At 73.5% G+C, this 23,945-nt stretch carries 20 protein-coding genes; 11 read left to right on the top strand and 9 right to left on the bottom strand.

Features of this window, described 5'->3' with window-relative positions; all coding sequences use genetic code 11:
- Positions 1-133: 133 nt before the first annotated feature.
- Positions 134-949 carry an Fpg/Nei family DNA glycosylase gene (locus tag A3IG_RS0108150; protein ID WP_018383060.1) on the bottom strand — a complete coding sequence of 272 codons (816 nt, stop codon included), beginning with the start codon at positions 947-949 and terminating at the stop codon, positions 134-136.
- On the bottom strand, positions 949-1,434 hold the full coding sequence (locus tag A3IG_RS0108145) for a ribose-5-phosphate isomerase (protein ID WP_018383059.1): 486 nt from the start codon (positions 1,432-1,434) through the stop codon (positions 949-951). Before A3IG_RS0108145 ends, A3IG_RS0108150 begins: the two co-directional genes overlap by 1 nt.
- Positions 1,435-1,880: 446 nt before the next feature.
- Between A3IG_RS0108145 and A3IG_RS0108135 the strand changes: the two genes are divergently transcribed.
- On the top strand, positions 1,881-3,209 hold the full coding sequence (locus A3IG_RS0108135) for an amino acid permease (protein WP_018383057.1): 1,329 nt from the start codon (positions 1,881-1,883) through the stop codon (positions 3,207-3,209).
- 57 nt (positions 3,210-3,266) lie between these two features.
- Here A3IG_RS0108135 and A3IG_RS0108130 read toward each other — a convergent pair whose 3' ends face one another.
- Positions 3,267-3,869, bottom strand: coding sequence for a biotin transporter BioY (locus tag A3IG_RS0108130; RefSeq protein ID WP_018383056.1), 603 nt, complete (start codon positions 3,867-3,869; stop codon positions 3,267-3,269).
- 210 nt (positions 3,870-4,079) lie between these two features.
- On the bottom strand, positions 4,080-4,724 hold the full coding sequence (locus A3IG_RS0108125; RefSeq protein ID WP_018383055.1) for a DsbA family oxidoreductase: 645 nt from the start codon (positions 4,722-4,724) through the stop codon (positions 4,080-4,082).
- Between the two features lie 202 nt (positions 4,725-4,926).
- Here A3IG_RS0108125 and pepN (A3IG_RS0108120) point away from each other — a divergent pair, with 202 nt between their 5' ends.
- The 4 genes from pepN (A3IG_RS0108120) to A3IG_RS0108105 all read left to right on the top strand — a co-directional run bounded on the left by pepN (A3IG_RS0108120) (position 4,927) and on the right by A3IG_RS0108105 (position 11,865).
- Complete coding sequence (gene pepN, locus A3IG_RS0108120; RefSeq protein WP_018383054.1) at positions 4,927-7,557, top strand: aminopeptidase N; 2,631 nt, start codon at positions 4,927-4,929, stop codon at positions 7,555-7,557.
- Between the two features lie 91 nt (positions 7,558-7,648).
- Entirely contained in the window at positions 7,649-8,728 is a 1,080-nt protein-coding gene (locus A3IG_RS0108115) for a hypothetical protein (protein WP_018383053.1), read from the top strand.
- 130 nt (positions 8,729-8,858) lie between these two features.
- Positions 8,859-11,438: an aminopeptidase N gene (gene pepN / locus A3IG_RS0108110; protein ID WP_018383052.1), complete on the top strand. Its 2,580-nt coding sequence runs from the start codon at positions 8,859-8,861 to the stop codon at positions 11,436-11,438.
- Between the two features lie 73 nt (positions 11,439-11,511).
- On the top strand, positions 11,512-11,865 hold the full coding sequence (locus A3IG_RS0108105; protein ID WP_157862355.1) for a hypothetical protein: 354 nt from the start codon (positions 11,512-11,514) through the stop codon (positions 11,863-11,865).
- A 40-nt stretch (positions 11,866-11,905) separates the two neighbouring features.
- Here the strand turns inward: A3IG_RS0108105 and A3IG_RS0108100 are convergent, their stop codons facing one another.
- The 3 genes from A3IG_RS0108100 to A3IG_RS0108090 form a co-directional block, all read right to left on the bottom strand.
- Positions 11,906-12,130: a hypothetical protein gene (locus tag A3IG_RS0108100; RefSeq protein WP_018383050.1), complete on the bottom strand. Its 225-nt coding sequence runs from the start codon at positions 12,128-12,130 to the stop codon at positions 11,906-11,908.
- A 55-nt stretch (positions 12,131-12,185) separates the two neighbouring features.
- Positions 12,186-14,309, bottom strand: a complete 2,124-nt coding sequence (gene malQ, locus A3IG_RS0108095; protein WP_018383049.1) for a 4-alpha-glucanotransferase — start codon at positions 14,307-14,309, stop codon at positions 12,186-12,188.
- Between the two features lie 157 nt (positions 14,310-14,466).
- Positions 14,467-15,882, bottom strand: a complete 1,416-nt coding sequence (locus A3IG_RS0108090; RefSeq protein WP_026220019.1) for an amidase — start codon at positions 15,880-15,882, stop codon at positions 14,467-14,469.
- 261 nt (positions 15,883-16,143) lie between these two features.
- Between A3IG_RS0108090 and A3IG_RS0108085 the strand changes: the two genes are divergently transcribed.
- Together A3IG_RS0108085 and A3IG_RS0108080 are read left to right on the top strand one after the other, a co-directional pair.
- Positions 16,144-19,629 (top strand): beta-N-acetylglucosaminidase domain-containing protein, encoded by a 3,486-nt coding sequence (locus A3IG_RS0108085; protein ID WP_018383047.1) that lies wholly within the window; start codon positions 16,144-16,146, stop codon positions 19,627-19,629.
- Positions 19,630-19,718: 89 nt separating this feature from the next.
- Positions 19,719-21,146, top strand: a complete 1,428-nt coding sequence (locus A3IG_RS0108080; RefSeq protein WP_018383046.1) for a glycerophosphodiester phosphodiesterase family protein — start codon at positions 19,719-19,721, stop codon at positions 21,144-21,146.
- Positions 21,147-21,210: 64 nt separating this feature from the next.
- On the opposite strand, the gene A3IG_RS0108075 is transcribed toward A3IG_RS0108080, so the two are convergent.
- Positions 21,211-21,402 (bottom strand): DUF397 domain-containing protein, encoded by a 192-nt coding sequence (locus A3IG_RS0108075; protein ID WP_018383045.1) that lies wholly within the window; start codon positions 21,400-21,402, stop codon positions 21,211-21,213.
- A 184-nt stretch (positions 21,403-21,586) separates the two neighbouring features.
- Between A3IG_RS0108075 and A3IG_RS35025 the strand changes: the two genes are divergently transcribed.
- The 4 genes from A3IG_RS35025 to A3IG_RS0108055 all read left to right on the top strand — a co-directional run bounded on the left by A3IG_RS35025 (position 21,587) and on the right by A3IG_RS0108055 (position 23,111).
- Entirely contained in the window at positions 21,587-21,856 is a 270-nt protein-coding gene (locus tag A3IG_RS35025) for a hypothetical protein (RefSeq protein ID WP_236719231.1), read from the top strand.
- 59 nt (positions 21,857-21,915) lie between these two features.
- Complete coding sequence (locus A3IG_RS35020) at positions 21,916-22,146, top strand: GNAT family N-acetyltransferase (protein WP_018383043.1); 231 nt, start codon at positions 21,916-21,918, stop codon at positions 22,144-22,146.
- Between the two features lie 169 nt (positions 22,147-22,315).
- Complete coding sequence (locus A3IG_RS34140; protein ID WP_018383042.1) at positions 22,316-22,471, top strand: ATP-binding protein; 156 nt, start codon at positions 22,316-22,318, stop codon at positions 22,469-22,471.
- Positions 22,472-22,547: 76 nt separating this feature from the next.
- A complete protein-coding gene (locus A3IG_RS0108055) occupies positions 22,548-23,111 on the top strand; it encodes a DUF4291 domain-containing protein (protein ID WP_018383041.1) in 564 nt (187 codons plus the stop codon).
- 151 nt (positions 23,112-23,262) lie between these two features.
- On the opposite strand, the gene A3IG_RS0108050 is transcribed toward A3IG_RS0108055, so the two are convergent.
- Positions 23,263-23,799: an HNH endonuclease gene (locus A3IG_RS0108050; protein ID WP_018383040.1), complete on the bottom strand. Its 537-nt coding sequence runs from the start codon at positions 23,797-23,799 to the stop codon at positions 23,263-23,265.
- Positions 23,800-23,945 lie beyond the last annotated feature (146 nt).

The raw sequence follows: 23,945 nt of genomic DNA, 5'->3' as shown, positions 1-23,945 counted from the left end.
CCTTGCGATCGCACGCACCAGACGCCGCGACCCCCGCCCTCCGGGCGGACGACGCTACTCATCAGACAGGCCCTAGGGGCCGCACCGCCGTCGCGAGGGGAACGGGGGCGCCTGCTCCCTGCGGCGAAGGGGCTCAGGCCTTCTGGCAGGTGGGGCACCAGAAGAGGTTGCGGGCCGCCACCGGCTCGGTGCTGACCTCGGTGGAGCAGACCAGGCAGGGCTGCCCGGCGCGGCGGTAGACGTAGACCTCGCCGCCGTGGTCGTCCACCCGCGGCGGTCGGCCCATCGCCTCCGGGGTGTGTTCCGGGCGCACGGTGTCGATGCGTCCGCCCCTGACCCCCTCGTTCATCAACGCGACCAGGTCGGCCCAGACGGCGTCCCACTCGGTGCGCCGCAGTTCCCGGCCCGGGCGGCGGGGGTCGATTCCGTGCCGGAACAGCACTTCGGCCCGGTAGATGTTGCCGACCCCGGCGAGGACCTTCTGGTCCATCAGCAGCACGGCGACGGTGCTGCGGCTGCGCGATATCCGTTGCCAGGCCCGTTCCCCGTCGTCGCCGGGGCGCAGCGGGTCAGGTCCGAGGCGGGCGTGCAGGGCCTGCTTCTCCTCGGGGGTCAGCAGTTCGCAGGCGGTGGGGCCGCGCAGGTCGGCGTGGGCGGTGTCGTTGGCCAGTCGCAGCCTCACCGCGCCGACCGGGTCCGGCGCCGGCCCCCGGCCGAACCGGACGGTGCCGTAGAGGCCGAGGTGCACGTGGAGCCAGTGCCCTCCGGCGGTGTCGAAACCCAGGAAGAGGTGCTTCCCGTGGGCGTCCACCCCGTCCAGGACCCGTCCGTCGATGACGCTGGCCCCGGCGGCGAACCGTCCCTGGGGGCTGCTGGCGCGCACCGCCCGACCGCCGAACTCCCGCAGGTGCTCGGCGGCCAGCCGGTGGACGGTGTGTCCTTCGGGCATCAGCTCTGCGGGTGTCCCTCGGGCAGTGGGGGCAGTTCCCCGGTGTTCTCGTAGGCGGTGAGCATGTCGATGCGGCGGGTGTGCCGCTCGTCCCCGGAGTACTCGGTGGTCAGGAAGAGCTCCACGAAGCGGGTGGCGTCGGCCTCGGAGTGCATCCGGGCGCCGATGCTGACCACGTTGGCGTCGTTGTGCGTGCGGGCGAGGACCGCTGTCTGCTCGCTCCAGGCCAGCGCGGCACGCACGCCCTTGACCTTGTTGGCCGCGATGGCCTCGCCGTTGCCGGAACCGCCGATGACGATGCCCAGGGCGTCGGGGTCGGCGGCGGTCCGCTCGGCGGCCCGCAGGCAGAACGGCGGGTAGTCGTCGGCGGGGTCGTGGATGAGCGGCCCGCAGTCCACGGGCTCGTGCCCGTTGGCGGTCAGCCAGTTGACGAGATGGTTCTTGAGCTCGAAGCCGGCGTGGTCCGAGCCGAGGTACACGCGCATGCGGGCAGTTTCGCACGCCCCGGCCGCCCCGTCGTACCGGGGCCGGGCGAGCCGGCGCGAGCCCTGCTTGAGCCGGGCGCGGGAAACTGGAACCTGGCGCTCCTGTCCTTGCCCCCGACACGGTTGGATCTCCGGTCACAATGAATCCGCACGCATCACCGAAGGGGAACGGGGGCTCGCCCCCGGCCGACGGCTCCGGGCCCCCTGGTGGCCCCGACCCAGCCGGCGGTCCCGGCTTACCCGAAGGCCCCGGTTCGCCCGGGGACGCCCGCTTACCCGAACAGCCCGGTCCGGCCGAGGACCCCGGTTCGCCGGAAGGTCCTGGCCCGTCGCAGGGTCCCGGTTCGCCGGAGGGTCCTGGCCCGTCGCAGGGTCCTGGTTCGCCGGAGGGTGCCGGCCCGGAGGACGTCGGTCTGCGGCCCGGGCTGAAGAGCCGCCACCTGTCCATGATCGCCATCGGCGGGGTGATCGGAGCCGGTCTGTTCGTGGGCTCCGGGGCCGGGATCAGGGCCGCCGGTCCCGGCATCCTCCTGTCGTACGCACTCGCCGGACTGCTGGTCGTGCTCGTCATGCGGATGCTCGGCGAGATGGCCGCCGCCCATCCCACCAGCGGTTCGTTCTCCGCCTACGCGGACCGGGCGCTCGGCCGCTGGGCCGGGTTCACCATCGGCTGGCTGTACTGGTTCTTCTGGGTGGTGGTGCTGGCGGTGGAGGCCACCGCGGGCGCGGCCATCCTCACCGACTGGGTCCCGGCCGTACCGCAGTGGGCGTTCGCGCTGGCGGTGATGGTGCTGCTGACCGGCACCAACCTGTTCTCGGTCGGCTCCTACGGGGAGTTCGAGTTCTGGTTCGCCGGCATCAAGGTGGTGGCCATCGCGGCGTTCATCGTGGTGGGCGGGCTGGCCGTGTTCGGGGTGCTGCCGGACACCGAGGCGGTCGGCACCGCCAACCTGCTGGACCACGGCGGGTTCCTGCCGGACGGTTACGGAGCGGTGCTCTCCGGGATGCTGCTGGTGGTCTTCTCCTTCATGGGCAGCGAGATCGTCACCCTGGCGGCGGGCGAGTCCGCCGAACCGGAGAAGGCGGTGAGCCGGGCCACCAACAGTGTGATCTGGCGGATCGCCGTCTTCTACCTCGGCTCGATCCTGATCGTGGTGACGTTGCTGCCCTGGGACTCCCAGGAGGTGCGCACGAGTCCCTACGTGGCGGTGCTCGAGGAGGTGGGCATACCCGGCGCCGCCCGGGTGATGGACGTCATCGTGCTGACCGCGGTGCTCTCCTGCCTGAACTCCGGCCTGTTCACCGCGTCCCGCATGGCCTTCTCACTGGGGCGGCGGGGCGACGCCCCGGCGGCGTTCGGCAGGGTCAACCGCCGGGGGGTGCCGGCGGCGGCGATCTGGGCGTCCGTCGCCTTCGGCTTCGTCGCGGTGGTCTTCAACTACACCTCGCCGGACACCGTCTTCGAGTTCCTGCTGAACTCCTCCGGGGCGGTGGCGCTGTTCGTCTGGCTGGTGATCTGCCTGTCACAGCTCAGGATGCGACGCATCCTGGAGCGGGAGGCGCCGCACCGGCTGACCGTGCGGATGTGGCTGTTCCCCTACCTGACGTGGGCCACCATCGGACTGATCCTGTTCGTGGTGGCCTACATGTTCACCGAGGAGGCCGGGCGCGAGCAGATGACCATGTCGGTCCTGGTGGGCGCGCTGGTGCTGGTCGTCGGCGTGGTCAGGCAGCGCCGGGGGTCGAGGACCGGCGTGGGCGTGCCACCGCGGTGAGCGAAGCGGCGTCCGGGGGCGGGCCCCGGACGCCACCGCGCGTTCCCGTGGGTCGGTTCAGTCCCGGCCGTTGCCGGCGAGCCGCCAGGCGGCGGGCAGCGCCCCCATGGCCAGCGCGGCCTTGACCGCGTCGCCCAGCAGGTACGGCACCAGGCCGAGCGAGGCCGCCTCGGACAGCGACAGGTCCAGGCTCACCGCCAGCCACGGCACCCCGACCGCGTAGATCGCGGCGCTGCCCACGGCCATGGTGCCCAGCATCCGCAGCGGGCCGCGGTCACCGCCCCGTTCGGCCAGCGCGCCGACCATCCCGGCGGCGACCACGAAACCCACCACGTAGCCGAAGGTCGCTCCGAAGCCGGAGGTGCCGCCCGCGAACCACGGGGTTCCGGCCGCGCCGAGCAGCAGGTACAGGGCCAGCGACAGGAGGCCTCTGCGGGTCCCGAGCGCGGTTCCCACCAGCAAGGCGGCGAAGGTCTGCCCGGTGACCGGGACCGGGGAGCCGGGAACCGGCACCGAGAGCTGGGCGGCCAGACCGGTGAGCGCGGCACCACCCACGACCAGGGCGATGTCACGTACCCGGGCCCGGGTGGTGGTCGCGGCGGGCAGCAGGTCGGCCAGGACGGGGCCGTGGCCGGTGCGGAGGGGAGCAGCGAGGGTCATCGTGGTCCTCAAAGCGGGTGAGTCGGGGACAGTGGGGACGAAGCGACGGTAGCCCACGGAGACGGCCGTCCTGCAGGGAGATCCGTGCCAAGGCTCGGCGCCGGGAGTTGGAGCTTCCTCACCAGACGGACCACTGCGGTCCCGCTCCGGACGCGGGGGACGCGGGAACGGTCCCGCGCCCCGCGGCGTGGGACCGTTCCCGCGGCCCGGTCACTCGAAGATCGGCGGCTGGGTCCTGGTCCGCTTGATCTCGAAGAACCCCGGGGTCGATCCCACGGCCACCACCCCGTCCCAGAGCCGCGCGGCGGCCTCACCCTTCGGCGCCGGGGTGACCACCGGGCCGAAGAACGCGATGCGTTCCCCCTCGGCGCCCTCGACGGCGATCACCGGGGTGCCCACCTCCTCACCGACCAGGCCGATGCCCTCGGCGTGCGAGGCCCGGAGCGCCTCGTCGTACTCGGTGGACTCCGCGGCGTCGGCGAGCTCCACCGGGAGGCCGGCCTCGGTCAGCGCGTCCACCAGGGTCGCCCGGTCCTTCGGCCTCTCCTGGAGGTGGTACCGGGTGCCGAGCGCCGTGTAGAGGTCGGCGAGCACGCCGTTGCCGTACTTCTGTTCTGCGGCGATGGCGACCCGCACCGGCCCCCACGCCTGCTGCATCAGGTCCCGGTAGTGCTCCGGCATCTCGTCCAGGCGCTTCTCGTTCAACACGGACAGGCTCATCACATGCCAGCGCACGGAGACCGGCCGCTGCTTCTCCACCTCGAGCATCCACCGGGAGGTGAGCCACGCCCAGGGACACACCGGGTCGAACCAGAAGTCTGCGGTCTTGGTCTGCTGTTCGTGAGCTGCGGTCACAGCGGCTCCTTGGCGAAGGATCGGTCGTCGTCGCGGGCGAGCGCCCGCAACGACGACAACAGCACCCCGCGGCGCCCCCATTCCCCTCGCTGGTGGGAATGTCCATATGTCCGTGCCAGCCCACGGATGACAGCATGTCCCGGAGCGCGGGAGACCCCCGCACCGCACCCAAGACCCCACCGCAGCGCAAGGGAGCACCGCAGTGCCGGGACAGAACCTGACCATCGACGAGGCCCGAACCCGGTCCCGTCTGATCTCCGTCGACGGGTACCGGGTGGACCTGGACCTGCGCTCCGCGGCGCGGCCCACCACGGACGGCAGCACCGGCACCTTCCGCTCGGTGACCACCGTCCGCTTCCGGTGCGCCGAACCCGGCGCGACCACCTTCCTGGACCTGCTGGCGCCCGCGGTGCACTCGGTGACCCTCAACGGGCGGGCGGTGGACCCGGGCACCGCGTTCGACGGCTCCCGGGTCACCCTGACCGGACTCGCCGAGGAGAACGAGGTGACGGTGGACGCCGAGTGCGCCTACAGCCGCACCGGCGAGGGCCTGCACCGCTTCCACGACCCGGTGGACGACACCACGTACCTCTACACCCAGTACGAACCGGCGGACGCCCGACGGGTGTTCGCCAACTTCGAGCAGCCCGACCTCAAGGCCCCGTACACCTTCCAGGTCACCGCGCCGGCGCACTGGACGGTGCTGAGCAACGAGTCGCCCACCGGCGACCCACAGCCCGTGGACGACACCTCGGCGACCTGGCGGTTCGCCCCGACCAAACCCATCTCCACCTACATCACCGCGGTCGTCGCCGGCCCCTACCACCAGGTGCGGGACGAGTACCGCAGGACCCTGGAGGACGGCACCTGCCTGACCATCCCGCTCGGCGCGCTGTGCCGGTCGTCGCTCGCCGAGTACTTCGACGCGGACGAGATCTTCACCGTCACCAAGCAGGGCCTGGACTTCTTCCACGACCACTTCGACTACCCGTACCCCTTCGGCAAGTACGACCAGGCGTTCGTGCCCGAGTACAACCTGGGCGCGATGGAGAACCCGGGTCTGGTCACCTTCCGCGAGGACTTCGTGTTCCGCGGCAAGGTGACGGAGGCCTCCTACGAGGGTCGGGCCTGTGTGGTGCTGCACGAGATGGCCCACATGTGGTTCGGGGACCTGGTCACCATGGAGTGGTGGGACGACCTGTGGCTGAAGGAGTCCTTCGCCGACTACATGGGCTCGCTCGCGCTGGTGGAGGCGACCCGCTACCGGGACGGCTGGATCACCTTCGCCAACCGGCGCAAGTCCTGGGCCTACCGCCAGGACCAGTACCCGACCACCCACCCGATCACCGCGGACATCCGGGACCTGGAGGACGCCAAGCTCAACTTCGACGGCATCACCTACTCCAAGGGCGCGTCCGTGCTCAAGCAGTTGGTGGCCTACGTCGGTCAGGACGCCTTCCTTGAGGGAGCCCGCCGCTACTTCCGGCGCCACGCCTACGGCAACACGACCCTGCGGGACCTGCTGGAGGTGCTCCAGGAGACGTCCGGGCGGGACATGGCCTCCTGGTCCAGGGCCTGGCTCCAGACCGCGGGGGTCAACGTGCTCACCCCCCGGGCCACCCACGACGAGGACGGGCGGATCAGTGAGCTGACCGTCGTCCAGGAACCTGCGCCTGACGGCACACTGCGCCCCCACCGGATCGCCGTGGGCCTGTACCGGAAGGGGGACGACGGGCTGCTGCGCCGCGCCGAGCGGGTGGAGGCCGACATCACCGGCGCCACCACCGTGGTGCCCGGGCTGGCCGGTGCGGCCCGTCCGGACCTGATCCTGCTCAACGACGAGGACCTGACGTACTGCAAGGTGCGGCTCGACCAGGACTCGCTGGCCACGCTCCACGCCCACCTCGGTGACGTCGCCGACCCACTGGCCAGGGCTCTGTGCTGGTCCGCGGTGTGGAACCTGACCCGGGACGGTCTGCTGCCGGCGCGCACCTACCTGGACCTGGTGCTGCGGTTCGCCGGGCAGGAGACGGACATCGGGGTGTTGCAGAGCCTGCAGCAGCAGGCCCGTCTGACGGTGGAGCGGTACGCCGACCCCGACTGGCGGCCCCGGGGGCGCCGGCTGCTGGCCGAGGGCGCCCTGCGGGAGCTGCGCGCGGCCGAGCCGGGCAGCGGTCACCAGCTCGCCTGGGCCCGGTGCTTCGCCCAGGTCGCGGCGGACGAGGCGGAGCTGGGGCTGCTGCGGGAGCTGCTCGACGGCACCAGCGTGCTGGAGGGCCTGGCCATCGACCAGGAGCTGCGCTGGGCGTTCCTCGAGCCGCTGGCCGCGCACGGCGTCGCCGACGCCGACGCGCTCGAGGCGGAGCTGCGGCGGGACGACACCGCCTCGGGCCGGCGCCACCAGGCCCGCTGCCTGGCCGCCCGCCCCGACGCGGCGGTCAAGGCACAGGCGTGGCGGGACGTGGTGGAGTCGGAGGCGTTGCCGAACGCCATGGTGGACGCGGTGATCGCCGGTTTCGGCCAGCCCGGGCAGGAGGAGCTGCTCGCCCCGTACACCACCCGGTACTTCGAGGTGATCGAGGAGGTCTGGGCCACCAGGAGCATCGAGATCGCGATGCGGATCGTCTCCGGCCTCTACCCGGCGTCCCAGGTCTCCCCCGAGACGCTGCGACGCACGGACGCCTGGCTCGCTCAGGCCCCGGACGTCCCCGCGCTGCGCCGGCTGGTGCTCGAAGCCCGTGACGAGCTGTCCCGAGCCCTGGACGCGCGGGCGAACGACCGGGACGGGGGTGCGGCTCCGGGGCCGGGGGTCGCGGCGGACACCGCTTCGTGAAGGACCCCGGCGTGCCGCGGGTGCGTAGGGGATTCTCCACGGACCTGTAACAGTGGTCCCCGCCCGGCCGCGGGCGAGGAAGGGTACCACCATGGGACACGACACTTCTCCTGGCGCCCTTCCCCTCCCGCGGTGCGGCACCGGCCGGCACGGGGTCGTGACCGGGGACGAGTTGCGCGAACACGGTGTGCCGGCACGCCGGATCGCCGAGCGGTGCCGCCCCGGGGGACCGTGGCAGCGGTTGCTCCCCGGGGTGTACCTGCTCCACCCCGAGCCGGCCACCGCGGAGCAGCTCCTGCGGTCGGCGGTGCTGTACGCCGGCTGGGTCACCACCCGTCAGCCCGCGTCCCGCGCTCCACGGCGGCCCGGTGCGGGGCGGGACCCGCGGCCCGCGGTGCCGGGGGCCGCGGGTCCCGTCGCCCGGCGCCGCCCCGCGGTCGTCACCGGGCTCGCCGCGCTCGCCCTGCATGGCTTCCCGGGCGTTCCGGGCCCGGAAGGCCCGCGCGCGGTGGACGTGCTGGTCCCGCGGCAGCGCCGGCTGCGGGACGCCGGGCACGTCAGGATTCGGCGCTCCCGGACGCTGCCGGAGCCGGTGTGGGTCGACGGGCTGCCCTGCGCCCCGCTGGTGCGGGCCCTGACCGACGCGGTGGCGGTGCTCCAGGACCCGCGGGCGGTGCGGACGCTGCTGGTGGAGGCGGTGCGGGTGGGGGCGTGCGGCTGTGCCGCGCTGGTGGACGAGCTGCGGCGGGCGGCCCTGCTGGAGCGGCCGGGGGTGACCGAGACGGCGGAGGCGGCTCTCGCCGAGGGCCGGGCGCTGGCCGAGGGTCGGGCCTACCGGCTGGTCCGGGAGTGCGGGCTGCCCGACCCGGTGTGGAACGTCGCGCTGCACCGGCCGGACGGCTCCTTCCTCGCCGCGGTGGACGCGTACTGGCCGGAGCAGCGGGTGGTGCTCGACATCGACGTGCGGTGGCCGGGGTTCGACGAGCGGGACTGGGCGGAGGAGGTGGCCCGCCGGGACCAGTTGGAACGCCTCGGCCTCGAGGTGCTGTACATGACGCCGGAGAAGCTGCGGGACGCCCGGCGGACCCAGGCCGCGGTACTGAGCACCGCGCTGCGTTCGGCGCCGGAGCGGGCCCGGCCCTCACGGCTGGTGGTGGCGCTGCCCCGGTGAGCCCCCTGGCGCCCGACACCCGTGTGCCGGCGCCCCCGGGGGCGCCGCGCCCGACATCCACCGGGGCGAGCCGCCGCTCCCCCCACGGGGTGTAAGGATGGCCGGGAAGCCAGACTAAGGAGTTGCCGACGTGCCAGGCACGAATCTCACCCGTGAAGAGGCGCAGGCGCGTGCCAGCCTGCTGTCCGTGGACTCGTACCAGATCGAGCTCGACCTGACCGGGGCCCAGGAGGGAGGGACCTTCCGCTCCACCACCCGGGTCGGTTTCCGGTCCCGTCAGACCGGCGCCTCCACCTTCATCGACCTGATCGCGCCGACCGTCCACGAGGTCGTCCTCAACGGCGCCTCCCTGGACCCCGCGGAGGTGTTCCAGGACAGCAGGATCACCCTGCCGGAGCTCGCCGAGATCAACGAGCTGACGGTCGTCGCCGACTGCGCCTACACCAACACCGGTGAGGGGCTGCACCGCTTCGTGGACCCGGTGGACCAGCAGGCGTACCTGTACACCCAGTTCGAGGTGCCGGACGCGCGCCGGGTCTTCGCCAGCTTCGAGCAGCCGAACCTGAAGGCCACGTTCCAGTTCACCGTGCGGGCCCCGGAGGGCTGGACGGTGGTGTCCAACTCGCCGTCCCCGGAGCCCGTGGACGGGGTGTGGCGGTTCGCCCCCACGCCGCGCCTCTCCGGCTACGTCACCGCGCTGGTCGCCGGCCCGTACCACGCGGTGCACAGCGAGTACCGGCGCGGCGAGCAGGTGGTGCCGCTGGGCCTGTACTGCCGGCCCTCGCTCGCCGAGTACCTGGACGCCGACGCCATCTTCGAGGTGACCCGGCAGGGGTTCGACTGGTTCCAGGAGAAGTTCGGCTACCCGTACCCGTTCGCCAAGTACGACCAGCTCTTCGTCCCGGAGTTCAACGCCGGCGCGATGGAGAACGCCGGCGCGGTGACCATCCGCGACCAGTACGTCTTCCGTTCGAAGGTGACCGACGCCGCGTACGAGACGCGGGCCGAGACCATCCTGCACGAGCTGGCCCACATGTGGTTCGGCGACCTGGTGACCATGGAGTGGTGGAACGACCTGTGGCTGAACGAGTCGTTCGCCACCTACACCTCGGTCGCCTGCCAGGCACACGCCCCGGACAGCCGGTGGCCGCACGCCTGGACGACGTTCGCCAACTCCATGAAGACCTGGGCGTACCGGCAGGACCAGCTCCCGTCCACCCACCCGATCATGGCGGACATCCGTGACCTGGACGACGTCCTGGTCAACTTCGACGGCATCACGTACGCCAAGGGCGCCTCGGTGCTCAAGCAGCTCGTCGCCTACGTGGGGACCGACCAGTTCTTCCAGGGGGTGCGCGCCTACTTCAAGCGGCACGCCTACGCCAACACCCGGCTGTCCGACCTGCTCGTCGCCCTCGAGGAGACCTCGGGCCGGGACCTGTCGGCGTGGTCCAAGGCCTGGTTGGAGACGGCCGGGATCAACGTGCTCAGGCCGGTGGTCGAGACGGGCCCCGACGGCACCGTCACCTCGTTCGCGGTGCGGCAGGAGGCGCCGGCGCTGCCCGCCGGGGCCAAGGGGACCCCCACCCTGCGCCCCCACCGGATCGCCGTCGGCGCCTACCGGCTCACTGACGGGTCGCTGGTGCGCACCGACCGGTTCGAGCTGGACGTGGACGGCGAGCTCACCGAGGTCCCCGAGCTGGTCGGCCGGCCCCGACCGGACGTGGTGCTGCTCAACGACGACGACCTGACCTACGCCAAGGTCCGCCTCGACCCGGAGTCACTCGCCGTGGTCACCGAGCACCTGGGGGACTTCACGGACTCGTTGCCGCGCGCCCTGTGCTGGGCGTCGGCCTGGGACATGACCCGGGACGGGGAGCTGGCCACCCGGGACTACCTCGAGCTGGTGCTGCACGGCATCGACCGGGAGTCCGACATCGGCGTGGTGCAGTCGCTGCACCGCCAGGTCAAGCTCGCCCTGGACCTGTACGCCGACCCCGGGTGGCGCGAGCAGGGGCTGCTGCGGTGGAGCGAGGCCGCGTACGCGCGGGCCCGTACGGCCATCCCGGGCAGCGACCACCAGTTGGCCTGGGTGCGGGCGCTGGCCGCCTGCGCCCGCACCCCCGCCCAGCTCGACCTGCTGGGTGGGCTGCTGGACGGCAGCGAGACGCTGGCCGGGCTCGCCGTCGACGACGAGTTGCGCTGGGCGCTGCTCGGCCGGCTCGCCGCCACCGGCAGGGCCAGCGAGGAGGCCATCGCCGCCGAGTTGCGCCGGGACGCCACCTCCGCCGGTGAGCGGCACGCCAGGACCTGCCGCGCCGCCCTTCCCACCGCGCAGGCCAAGGACGAGGTGTGGGCCGCGGTGGTGGAGCGGGAGGAGCTGCCCAACGCCCTGCAGGAAGCGGCCATCGCCGGGTTCGTCCAGACGGACCAGCGGGACCTGCTCGCTCCTTACGCCGCGCGGTACTTCGAGGCGGTGCGGGGTGTGTGGGACACCCGCAGCCCCGAGATGGCCCAGCAGGTGGTGATCGGTCTCTTCCCGACGTTGCAGGTCTCGCAGCAGACGCTGGACGCCACCGACGCCTGGCTGGAGTCGGCGCAGCCGGTGCCCGCGCTGCGCCGGCTGGTGGTGGAGGCCAGGGACGGGGTGGCCCGTGCGCTGCGCGCGCAGGCGGTGGACCGGGCCGCCGGGGAACACGGAGAGTACTGACCAGTATCCTCAACGGGTTCGGCGGCCGGGCCGCGTTCGTTCGCGGTCCGGCCGCCCGACTCCGGCTGTCCACGTGCGGGGCGCGGCAGCGCGCGCCCCGCACCGCCCCGAGGGGGAAACGATCAAGAGGAGCACCCGCGCCCTGGCCGCCTGCGTCACCGCGGTGCTGGCCGCGGGGCTGCTGACCGCCTGCGGGGACGACGAGGAGAGCGACTGCGCGGCGGGCGCCGCGACCGGCACCACCGTCTTGGCCGCGGCGGCGCCCGGCAAGGGCGGCCGGGGCGGCGGGGGGTCCCACCGGGGCAGGTCGGGGGTGTCCTCCGGGCACCACGACGGCGACTGCGACGAGTACTCCCCCAGCCCGACGGTGTCGCTGGGCAGGATCGACGTGGCCGGTGTCACGGCGGCGCCGCGGCACGGCGCCTGACCGGCTGCCGTCCGCGGGCGCCGCGGGTGCGTCGGACCGGTTACCTGCGCTTGCCCATGGACGGCAGCATCACCAGGCCGGCGATGACCGCGAAGGCCAGCAGCGGCAGGCCCACGTACAGGCCGAGGGTCTCGGCGACGCTCAGGCCGGACCCGGGGTCGTCGCCGTCGTCACGCGTCAGCGCGAAGGCGGGAGACGAGACCAGCAGCATCGTGATTGTGCCGGCAGCCACCGCACCGGCCCGCAGGGCGTTCTTGTTGACCACGGACCAAACGTAGCGAACGCCTCCCAACCACGCGCGAGCGGGGCCGACGTTCGGTCTAGTCCGGGGAAGAATCGCTGGTCAGCGCGTTGACAAGGGCATGGAGGCGGGACGCGGAGGCGAGCTGCTCCAGCGTGCGCGGACGGCCCGAGGCGTCGGCGACGGGCAGCCGCCAGTTGGGGTACTCGGCGCAGGTGCCCGGCACGTTCTGGGGTCTGCGGTCCCCGACCGCGTCCGGCAGCCACACCCCCACCAGGGTCGCCGGGGTGCGCAGCAGGAAGCGGTACACGGCGGCGATCACCGTCTCCTCGTCCCGCACCCCCTCCGGCAGCAGTCCCTGCCGCTCGAGCAGGGCCAGCCACCCGGCCACCTCCCGCTCGGCCTCGGCGCGCACCTGCTCCGCGGGCCGGGTCAGCAGCCCCAGCCGGTCCCGGAGGTCCACGTGCTCCCCGGTGAGGTGGGCGGCGGTGCTCGGCAGGTCATGGGTGGTGGCGGTGGCCAGGCAGCCGGTGCGCCACCGTCCTGGTGGCAGCGGCGCCCCGTCGCCGTCCGGGTCGTGTTCGAACCACAGCACCGAGGTGCCGAGCACCCCGCGCTCGGCGAGCCGCTCCCGCACCCCGGACTCGACCGTGCCGAGGTCCTCGCCGATCACCACGGCTCCGGCGCGGTGGGCCTCCAGCGCCAGCACCCCCAGCATCGCCTCGGCGTCGTGGCGCACGTAGGTGCCCTCCTGCGGGGGCCGCCCCCGTGGCACCCACCAGAGCCGGAACAGGCCCATCACGTGGTCCAGCCGCAGGGCCCCGGCGTGTCGCAGCGGGCCTCGGAGCAGCTCCCGGAAGGGGGCGTACCCGGCGGCGGCCAGGGCGTCCGGGCGCCACGGCGGGAGGCCCCAGTCCTGGCCCCTGGCGTTGAACGCGTCCGGGGGCGCCCCCACCGAGATCCCGGACGCCAGCACGTCCTGCCACACCCAGGCGTCCGAGCCCTCCGGGTGTGCGCCCACGGCCAGGTCGTGGACGATCCCGACGGGCATCCCGGCGTCCCGGGCGGCGCGCTGGGCGGCGGCGAGCTGGGTGTCGGTCAGCCAGGCCAGCCACCGGTGGAAGTCCACCAGTTCGCCGTGGTCGGCGCGGGCGGCGGCCACGGCGGGGCCGCGGGGGTGGCGCAGCCCGGAAGGCCAGGAACGCCAGTTCGGCCCGTGGCGTTCGGCCAGGGCGCACCAGGTGGCGTGGTCGTCGAGGGCCCTCCCCCGTGCGGTGACGAAGTCCCGGAACGCGCTCCGCCGGGCCGGGGTCAGCGGCACCCTGTGCACCAGTTCCAGGGCGGCGCGCTTCAGCGCCCACACCGCGTCGCGGTCGATGAGGCCGTCCGGGCGGAGCGTCGCCGCGCGCAGCTCCGCGGCCCGGGCCGCCAGCCGGTCAGCGTGGGCGCGGTCGTCGGCGTCGAGGTGCGCGTACTCCGGCACCTCCTCGACCCGCAGGTAGATCGGGTCGGGGAAGAGCCGGGAGGACGGGCGGTACGGGGACGGGTCGGACGGGCCCCGTACCGGCGCGCGGTCCGACGCGGCGTCGCCCGGCGCGGCCACCGCGCCGCGGACCGCCGTGTGCAGCGGGTTGACCTGGACGAAGCCCGCCTTCAGGGTCCGCCCCGCCCACTCCGCGAGCTCGCCCAGGTCGCCCAGGTCGCCCATGCCCCAGGAGCGACCGGACAGCACCGAGTAGACCTGGACGAGCAGCCCCCAGCAGCGGGCCGGGGCCGCGGGTGCCCGGTCCGGCACGACGAGCAGCGGCGCGGTGGCGCTGGCGCCGTCCCGGCAGGCGTGCACGGTGTGCTGGCCCAACGGCAGGTCCGGGGCGAGCGGGCGGTCCTCCCCGCCCTCGGTGCGCACCCTCAGCCGGGTGCCGTCCGGCACCGTCAGGCGCGGCGTCCGCCCCGCCCGGACCACCGCGCAGTCCGGCAGCAACCGCTCGTCCTGGCGCCGCCTGTGCGCGGCAAGCGCCCGGCGGACGGCGCCGGGGCTGCCGGCGTCCACGCCCAGTGCGGCGAGCACCGCCACCAGGGTGGAGTCCGGCACCCGCACCGTGGTGCCCGGCGCCGGCCGGTGGGTGGTGTCCACGCCGTACCGGACGGCGAGCTCGGCGAGTGCGGGGTTGGCTGCCGGGGTGGGGGCTGCGGCGTGGGACACGGGGAACTCCGGAGGGCTCGACGGTGGACCTGTGGCGGGGCGGCGCCCCCACCGCGGCGGCCTCCGGCACCCGGGTGACCGGGCGGCCGGGTCCCGGCCCGCCGTCGGGCGGGGGTTCACCCCACCGTTACCCCGTCACCGGCGCGCCGCCCGGGTCTCAGACCCACCAGCACTCGGGATGGTGCCCGTGCCAGGGCCTGGCCTGCTCCAGTTGGGCGGCCAGGGCCAGCAGCGGCCCCTCGCCCCCGAACCGGCCGGCGAGCATCATCCCGATCGGCAGCCCCTGCGGGGTCCAGCACAGCGGCAGGGACACCGCGGGGTTGCCCGCGATGTTCCACAGGGCGGTGAACGGGGTGAACGCCAACTGGGCGGCGAAGTCCTCCCACGGCTCCTCGTCGTTGCGCAGCGCGCCCACCGGCACGGGCAGCTTGGCCAGGGTCGGGGTGAGCACGGCGTCGTACCCGTCCACGGCGCGGGCGATGCGACGGCCCACCGCCTGCATGGCCATCAGCGCCTCGGCGTACCCGGGACCGCTGACCTCCCGGCCGCGTTCGCGCAGCCACCGGGCGATCCCGGTGAGCTCCCCCTCGCGCTCGGGCGGCACCGGAGCGAGCGCGGCCAGCACCGCCCAGACCGGCCCGAAGACCTTGCGCTCCCCGGGCTCCAGCGGCCGGGGCACCTCCACCACCTCGTGGCCGAGGTCCGCGAGGAGCCGGGAGGTCTCCTCGTACGCCTGGCGCACCTCGGGGTCGACGGTGCCGCCGACGACGTCGGGCTCCGCCCAGCGGGCGATCCTCAGCCTCCCGGGGTCCCGGTCGGCCCAACCCAGGAACGAGGGGTCGGGTGGCGGTTGCGGGAACGGGTCGCCCGCCACCGGCTGGGCCAGCACGTCGAGCAGGGCCGCGGCGTCCCGCACGGTGCGGGCCAGCGGTCCGTCCACGACGAGTCCGCTGGCGTCCCCGGTCGGGTCGGGGGTGACCCGGCCCCGGGTGGGTTTGAAGCCGACCAGGCCGCAGCAGCTCGCCGGGATGCGGAGGGAGCCGCCCCCGTCGCTGCCGTGCGCGGCGGGCGCCAGGCCGGCCGCCACCGCGGCGGCGGCTCCCCCACTGGAACCCCCGGCCCCCCTGGACAGGTCGTACGGGGTGCGCGCCGGGGGCCCCACCAGGGACTCGGTGTAGGCGTTGAGGCCGAACTCCGGGGTGTTGGTCTTGCCCAGGAGTACCGTGCCCGCCTCCCTGAGCAGCCGGGCCACGCCGCTGTCCGTCTCGGCGACCCGGTCGGCCAGCGCGGCCGAACCGAGGGTGAACCTGACCCCGGCGACCGCGCTGAGGTCCTTGACCGGGATCGGGACGCCGAGCAGCGGGGGGAGGTCCCCTCCCGCGCGCAGGGCCTGTTCCGCGCGCCGCGCGTCCTGGCGGGCCCGTTCCGGTGTGAGGGTCAGGTAGGCGCCGAGGGCGTCGTCGTGCCGGTCGATCCGCTCGAGGTAGTGCTCCGTCAGCTCCGTCGGGGACAGGTCCCCGGCCCTGATCGCCGCGGCCTGTTCCAGCATCGTCAACTCATGGGGTTCCGGCATGCGCCCAGCGTAGGTTCGGGCCCTGGGGGTCCGGAACGCCCCGCGGGCCACCCCGGGTGCCGGCCACGCGTCCCGCGGTGTGCTGAGGGGGTTCACTTCCGGCTCGCGCCGCGCCGTCCACCGAACGATCCCAGCCCCGTGATCGGACAAACCGCTCCGGCTCGTTGACACCGCGACGCCCAAATGGTGGGCTCTAGACCTCCCTTGACGTTCGTCCTCCCCGAGTCCCGTCCCCCTCGTGCTCGGCTGCAAGGAGGCCATGTGCACCCCCGGCGGTCCAAGTCCGCGGTCGCGGGCGCCGCTGCGCTCGCCGCCGCTGTCATCGGCAGTGTCATCGGCGTACCCACCGGGGCGGTCGCCGCCCCCCGGCCCACCCCGGGCACCAGCAGCACCGACCCCTCGACCGCCGCGGACGCCCCGAGCTCCGACGGGTCGTTGTCGGTTTACCCGCGTCCGCAGTCGCTGCACCAACAGGGCCCCGCGGTGCGGGTCACCCAGGTGGTCACGGTCGTCGCGGGAGAGGGCGTGGACGGCACGGTCCTGGACCCGGTCCGCGAGGCCCTGACGGACGCCGGAGCCCGCCGGGTGGACGTGGTCCGTCCCGGGTCGGCGCCGGCCAGCGGGCTGCTGGTGTACGCCGGCGGCACCGAGGCCGCCCGGGCACTGCGGTCGCTCGACGCCCCCTCAGCGATCAGACTGCCCGCGGGGGGATACGTGTTGGCGTCCGGCCAGGCGACGCTCGACGGCGTCCCGCGCGAGGTCGTCGCGTTCGCCGGACGCGACCCGGACGGCGCGTTCCACGCCGCGCAGACCCTGCGGCAGCTCGCCGCGGACGGCGAGGTCCCCGGGGTGGTCGTGCGGGACTGGCCGACCGCCCCGGTGCGGGGCACCGTCGAGGGGTTCTACGGGGCTCCGTGGACCCACGCCCAGCGGCTGGCCCAACTCGACTTCCTGGGCCGCACCAAACAGAACCGGTACCTCTACGCCCCCGGCGCCGACCCCTACCGGCAGACCCGCTGGCGGCAGGCGTACCCACGGGCCCAGGCCGTCCAGTTCGAGGCGCTCGCCGAGCGGGCCCGCCGCAACCACGTGGTGCTCGCGTGGGCGGTCTCCCCCGGCCAGTCGCTGTGCTTCTCCTCCGCCAAGGACATCACCGCGCTCACCTCCAAGCTGGAGGCGATGTGGGAGCTGGGGGTGCGCGGCTTCCAGCTCCAGTTCCAGGACGTGGCCTACGACGAGTGGCACTGCGGGGCGGACCGGGACGCCTTCGGCACCGGCCCCGAGGCCGCCGCGAAGGCACAGGCCAGGGTGGCCAACGCGGTCGCCACCTGGCTCAACGACCGGTACGGGTCCGCCCCCGGCGCCCTGTCCGTGCTGCCCACCGAGTACTACCAGGACGGAAGCAGCGAGTACCGGGCCGCGCTGGCCGACGCCCTGGACGACGACATCGAGGTCGCCTGGACCGGCGTCGGCGTCGTTCCACGCACCATCACCGGTCAGGAGCTCGCCGACGCGCGCGAGACGTTCGGCCACCCGCTGGTCACCATGGACAACTACCCGGTCAACGACTTCGCCGACGACCGGGTCTTCCTCGGCCCCACCACCGGGCGGGAGCCGGCGGTGGCCACGACCTCCACACAGGTGCTGGCCAACGCCGGGAGACAGCCGGTGGCGTCCCGCATCGCGCTGTTCACCTCCGCGGACTTCGCCTGGAACCCGCGGGCCTACCGCGCCCAGGACTCCTGGCACGCCGCCCTGCGCGACCTGGCCGGCGGTGACCCGGCCGCGCTGCGCGGGCTCACCACCCTGGCCCGCAACAGCGCCTCTTCCGCGCTCGACCGGCGGGAGTCGGCCTACCTGCAGCCCGTGATCGACGCGTTCTGGCAGGCGCTCGACGAGGACCCGGCCGGAGCCACCCACCGGACGGAGGTCGCCGACCTGCGCAGCGCCTTCGACGACATGGCCGACGCCCCGCGGCGCGTGGAGCAGGTCGCCGACGGGGCGTTGGCCCGCGAGCTGCGCCCCTGGCTGGACCAGTTGGGGCGGTACGGGACCGCCGGCCGGTCCGCCGTGGACATGCTCACCGCGCAGGGGCGGGACGACGGCACCGGGGCCTGGACCGAGCAGGTGACCGTCGAGCGGTTGCGCAAGGAGCTGCGGCACGGCACCGCCACGGTCGGCGAGGGGGTCCTCGACCCGTTCCTCGACCGGGCCCTGGACACCGCGGACCGCTGGACCGGGGCCCGCGCCGACGTCCGCACCCCCACCACCAGCATGGGCGCGGCGCGTGACCACGAGCCGCCGCTGATGGTGGACTCCTCCGACGACACGGCCTACTGGACCGACACCGCGCCGCAGCCCGGCGACACGTTCGGCGTGGACCTCGGCGTGGCCCAGCCGGTGACCGACGTGCGGATCGCGATGGGCGGCCGGGGAACGGCGGCCGACGACTTCCTGCGGGACGCCGTGCTGGAGTACGACGCCGACGACGGCAGCGGCTGGCGGCAGGTGCCCGCCCGCACCGGGAAGCGCACCATCACCGCGACGTTCCCGCGCGGCGCCCGGGCGAAGGAGATCCGGCTCCGCGCCACCAGCCCGCAGCCCACCAGGGTCTCCGTGCGGGCGTTCATCGTAAACACCCCGGACACCGTGCGGCCCGAGGTCACCGGCGGGCCAGCCGCCGGCGCGGACCACCCGCTGGCCGCCGCGGCGGACGGCGACCCGGCCACGACCTACCGGGCGGCGGCGGCCCCCACCGCGGACGGCTCGGCCGGCCCCGGGGCGCTCACCGTGCGGTTCGGCGCCACCCGCCCACTGGACCGGGTCACCCTGCTCACCGATCCCCAGGTCCGGGCGAAGGCCACCGTGCAGGCGCACATCCCCGGCTGGGGCTGGGAGGACCTCGGCCGTCTCGGCACCGGCTGGACCGAGCTCGACGGGGGTGGCGCCAAGGCCGACGCGGTCCGGCTCTCCTGGACGGAGGGCTCCCCGGCCCCGGTGGTCCACGAGGTCATCCCGTGGTTCCAGGACTCCCCCGCGGCCAGGCTGCTGGTGCAGCACGGCGAGCTCGACGCGGTGATCGGCGGCGCCCCCACCACCGTCGAGGCCACCGTGGGCGCCACCCGCCCCACCTCCACCACCGGCACGCTCACCGCCGAGGCCCCGGCCGGCGTCACGGTGTCCGCACCCGGTCAGGTCCCCCTGCCCCGCGGTGGACAGCGCACCGTCCCGGTGGAGATCAGCGTGCCCGCGGGCACCACCCCGGGGAAGCACTCCGTCCCCGTCACCCTCCAGGTCGACGGTCGCGTCGTGCGTCAGGACCTCACCGTCCGCGCGTTCCCCGCGACCGCGGGCCCCGATCTGGCCCGTGACGCCACCGCCAGTTCCTCGGGCGACGAGACCCCCGACCTGCCCGCCTCAGCCGTCACCGACGGTGACCCGAACACCCGCTGGTCCTCCCCCGCGGAGGACGACGCCTGGGTCCAGCTCCAGCTCGCCGACACCGCCAGGATCGGCCAGCTCGTCCTGCACTGGCAGGACGCCCACGCCGCCGCCTACCGGGTCGAGGTCTCCCTCGACGGCGAGCAGTGGCGCACCGCGGCCACCGTCCACCGGGGCACCGGCGGCACCGAGACCGTCCGCATGGACGCGCCGAACGCCCGCTACATCCGGGTCCAGGGGGTGCGGCGCGCCACTCCCTACGGCTACTCGCTGTTCGGGATGGAGGTGTACGCCATCCAGGAGTGACCTGGTCGCCCCGGACCGCGTGCCAGGTGTTCAGCCGTCATACACGCCCGGTACGGGCTTTCGCCACGCCGGGCCGGGAGGCTGCCCCTGTGAGAAAGCACCTCGTCACCAGCGTCGCCGCGGGCCTCGTCCTCGCCGTCTCGGCGAGTGTCGCCGTCGCCGCGGAGTCCGCGTCCACGCCGTCACCGTCCCCGACGTCCACCTCGGGCCCCGGCTCCGATCGGGCCTACCGGGACCTGATGGACCACCGTCCCAACGCCAGGGTCCTGACCGCGGCTCACCGCGGCCAGTGGCGCGAGGCCCCGGAGAACAGCCTGCCCGCCATCGAGGCCGCCCTGGACGACGGCGCCGAGATCGTCGAGACCGACGTCCGCAGGACCAGGGACGGCCACCTGGTGCTCATGCACGACGAGACCGTGGACCGCACCACCAACGGCACGGGTCGCGTCGCGGACCTCACCCTGCGGCAGGTCAGGGACCTCCGGCTCAAGGAGGGCCTCGGCGGTGCCCAGGCGGACCTGACCGACGAGCGCGTGCCCACGCTGGACGAGGCCATGCGGACCGTCAGGGGCCGCGGCCTGGTCAACCTCGACAAGGGCTGGGACGTCCGCGAGGAGATGTACCGGGTCCTGAAGGAGACCGGAACCGTCCGCAACGGCCTGTTCAAGAGCAGCGCCCCGGTGGCGGAGGTCCAGGCGTTCCGGAAGCAGCACCCGGACGCCGTCTACATGCACGTCGTCTCCGACTCCAACATCGGCTCCGTCGACGAGTTCGGGGACGACCAGCCGGTCGCCTACGAGGTCGTCTTCGACAGCGCCGAGGACGCGGTGGTCCGGCCGCAGGTGCTGGAGCGGATGCGCTCCACCGGCCGGGTCTGGATCAACTCCATGTGGTTCGGCCTCGCCGACCACCACACCGACGAGCGGTCCCTGATCGACCCGCGCCGGGGTTGGGGGGCACTGATCGACACCTTCGGTGCCTCGGTGATCCAGACCGACAACGTCGAGACGCTGGAGTCGTGGCTGCGGACCGGCCGCGCGGAGGAGAAGCTGCCCCCGCACAGCGTGCGCATCCAGGGCGAGGACTTCCGCGAGGGCGGCGAGGGCGTCGCCTACCACGACAACGACCCGGAGAACCGCGGCAAGAACGTCGCCCGGCACGACGAGGGCGTGGACGTCTGTGACCAGGACGGTGCCGTGGTGGTCTGCTGGATTCGCGGTGGGGAGTGGCTCACCTACGACGTCGAGGTGGACACCTCCGGGTACTACGACGTCTCCGCCCGGGTCTCCTCCCCCTACTCCCCCGCCGGCACCTACCGCCTCACCTTCGACGACGGTCAACCCGGCACCGCCGTCCCCGTGCGGAACACCACCAGCCACCGCGCGTTCGCCACGCAGCCCACGGGTGTGCGGCAGTACCTCGAGGCCGGCGTGCACCGGGTGCGGATCAGCATGGACACCGACGCGTACCAGAACTTCAACCTGGACTACCTGCGGCTGGACCTGGCCGGGAGGTGACCGGGGGCCCTTCCCGGAAGGCCGGTGGGGACCGGGGCACAAGACCGCCCCGGGCCCCACCGGGTCACCCCAGGTCGAACTCGCCGGCCTTCAGCCCGAGGAGCAGCGCACGGAGAACCGGCGGACTCGTCGCCAGCACGGCGTCCGGGACCTCGCTCTCCCGTATGAGGACGGCGTCGGCAGCCCTGGCCAGTTCCAGGCACGAGTTGCCGCCGTTCCCGCAGAACGAGGACTTCTGCCAGTGGATCTCGCTCACTTGTACCTCTCAGAGTTGGCGTGCGATGGCACGGATGAGATCACGCGACAGCGTTTGTCGACCGCTTTCCACAGCAGTTGGTGATCAGCCGAATCGCGGAGTCCGCAGGAAGTGACATCAGTGCGGTGTCCCCAGGACCCGCGCCCAGTGGGGTTGATCGCCGTTGATGCCCTAGGTTCAGTGTGTGGCTGCATCCGCGGTGCCTCAAAGCCCGGTTCCGGACGTTCCGACGCAGGTCCCGGGCCTGGTTCTGGGTGAGTTGACGCTGGACGACGCAGACGCGTACTACGCGCTGCTGGACCGAAACCGTGAGCGCCTGAGCCGACTGGGCAACTACCGGGCGGAGAGCGAGGCCACCCCGGCCTGGGTTCGCGAACATCTGAGCGAGGTCTTCGGCCTCAGCCGACGCTGTGGGATTCGACTGAACAGCGAACTGATCGGCCGGTCGATCTGATCGCCGTTGCCCCACCGCGCTACGGCACGGGCTACTGGCTCTGCGAGTCCCGTGTCGGTGTGGGTCACGCGACAGCCGCGTGCGCCGCCCTGTACTCCCATGCGGCACGCGAGCTCGGGGCGATCGACATCTTCGCCGGCGTCACCCACGGCAATGACAAGAGCACAGTCCTGCTCAGGCGCTTGGGCTTCGAGCCGGTGGCCGATTTCGAGGAGTACACGCGCTTCCGCCTCGGTCTCGTACAGCAGGCTGACACCGCCTTGTGTGTCAGGTGGGGCTTTGGATGCTAACCCGCCTTGGCGGCCGTGGCGGGCGATGGTCTCGTTCAACTGCTTCTCGTCGGCGGCCTCAACCAGCGCGTTCAGCCGTCGCAATCACGGCGACGCTGATCACGGCGTCTCCGGACGGCCTGGCAGGGCTGATGCCCCGTCCTGCGCGTCGCCCTCGTGGGCCGCTTTTTTGGACAGCACCGCGGGCCACTTCACAGTGCGCTCCGGGCCGGAGGACCACGGTCGGGGGCTGGCCCTGGTCAGTCAGCTCGCCCACCGCTGGGGGGTGGGCGAGCTGGGCGCTTCGCCGCGCGCCAAGGAGGTCTGGTTCGAGTTGATGGCCTGAGCCGGGGCGCGGGAGGGGAACGAGCCCAGGGGGAAAACCGCTCGCCGAAGCGGCTGGTGGATGGCACCGTGCGGTCATGCCGATGCGCCAGATCCGTGCCCGGTACGACGCCCGGTCGATCACGGTCTACCAGGCGTACCCGCCGGCGATCGCCGATCCGGCCCTGCGCGCCCAGCGGTTCGTGCCGCCCTTCTCGCTCCAGCGCATGACCTGGCTCAAGCCGTCCTTCCTCTGGCTGATGCACCGCAGCAACTGGGCCGGCAAGCCCGGCCAGGAACGTGTGCTCGCGGTGCGGATCACCCGGGAGGGCTGGCAGGAGGCACTCTCCCATGCCGTCCTGACGACCGCCGACCCGGCCGCGGTGGCCCGGGCCCCGGTCCACGTCCAGTGGGATCCCGAGCGCTCCCTGCGCGGAGCGCCGCTGAACCACTACAGCATCCAGGTCGGGGTCAGCCGGGCATTGATCCGCGCGTTCGTCGAGGAGTGGGTCATCGACCTCACCGACATCACCCCGAAGGCCCGCAAGATCGCGGAGCTGGTGAGGACCCACCGGGCCGCCAAGGCCCAGCGCCTACTCCCACCCGAACAGGTGTTCCCGGTGTCCGAGTCGATCGCACGGCGCCTGCGCATCGACCTCTGAGGACCACCGGGCGTACCGCCAACGGGGGCGGCCGGTACGGGGCCGGTGGGCTCGGCCCGGGGCAACCCGGAGGGACCCGCCGGCGCGAGCACCGACGGGCCGGTACGCCGGCCGGGGGCCGGCTCGGCCCCGAACACACAGGGGCCCGGATCTAGGCAGATATGCCGTCGATCCGGGCCACCGCGTGCTCGGCGCCATACGGTTGGAGGTATGGCATCCAGCGTGGGTCCCTATGGCCCGTGCCGATGATCCTCCAGGCCAGACCGCTGGGCGGGGCTGGTTGGTGGCGCATGCGCCAGCCGAGTTCGGAGACGTGGCGGTCGGCCTTGACGTGGTTGCAGCGGCGGCAGGCCGCCACCACGTTGTCCCAGGAGTGGGCGCCCCCCCGACTGCGCGGGATCACGTGATCGACGCTGGTGGCGACGCCTCCGCAGTACACGCACCGGCCGCCGTCGCGGGCGAACAGCGCGCGCCGGGTGAGCGGGACGGGACCACGAAAGGGAACCCGCACGAAGCGGGTCAGCCGGACCACGCTGGGTGCCGGGACGGCACGGGTCGCGCTGTGCATCAGTACGCCGGACTCCTCGAGGCACACGGCCTTCTTGTTGAGGACCAGGACGAGCGCGCGTCGCGTCGGCACGACGCCCAGTGGCTCGTACGACGCGTTGAGGACAAGGACATGCGGCACAGGTGCCTCCCTTAACGCCGGCGGCGCGTGGCTCGCGCCGGGACGATCTCCTCCAGTGTGTCCTTGTCCCTGGTGGTGGCGCCACCATGACCGGGTAACGGATCTGAAGTGTTTTGGGCCACACCCTTTCGATCCCACTCGAACGC

Origin of the sequence: Wenjunlia vitaminophila DSM 41686 (genome assembly GCF_000380165.1) — a bacterium.
In the GTDB taxonomy this organism is placed as follows: domain Bacteria; phylum Actinomycetota; class Actinomycetes; order Streptomycetales; family Streptomycetaceae; genus Wenjunlia; species Wenjunlia vitaminophila.
Note: the sequence above shows the minus strand (reverse complement) of the source record. Positions and strands in the feature narration are given on the sequence as shown.

Excerpts from the sequence above, each read along its gene's own strand:
- A3IG_RS0108135 (WP_018383057.1), top strand. The coding sequence starts at position 1,881 with ATGATCGCCATCGGCGGGGTGATCGGAGCCGGTCTGTTCGTGGGCTCC.
- A3IG_RS0108150 (WP_018383060.1), bottom strand. The coding sequence starts at position 949 with ATGCCCGAAGGACACACCGTCCACCGGCTGGCCGCCGAGCACCTGCGG.
- A3IG_RS0108115 (WP_018383053.1), top strand. The coding sequence starts at position 7,649 with ATGGGACACGACACTTCTCCTGGCGCCCTTCCCCTCCCGCGGTGCGGC.
- A3IG_RS0108145 (WP_018383059.1), bottom strand. The coding sequence starts at position 1,434 with ATGCGCGTGTACCTCGGCTCGGACCACGCCGGCTTCGAGCTCAAGAAC.
- A3IG_RS0108055 (WP_018383041.1), top strand. The coding sequence starts at position 22,548 with ATGCCGATGCGCCAGATCCGTGCCCGGTACGACGCCCGGTCGATCACG.
- A3IG_RS0108130 (WP_018383056.1), bottom strand. The coding sequence starts at position 3,869 with ATGACCCTCGCTGCTCCCCTCCGCACCGGCCACGGCCCCGTCCTGGCC.
- A3IG_RS0108090 (WP_026220019.1), bottom strand. The coding sequence starts at position 15,882 with ATGCCGGAACCCCATGAGTTGACGATGCTGGAACAGGCCGCGGCGATC.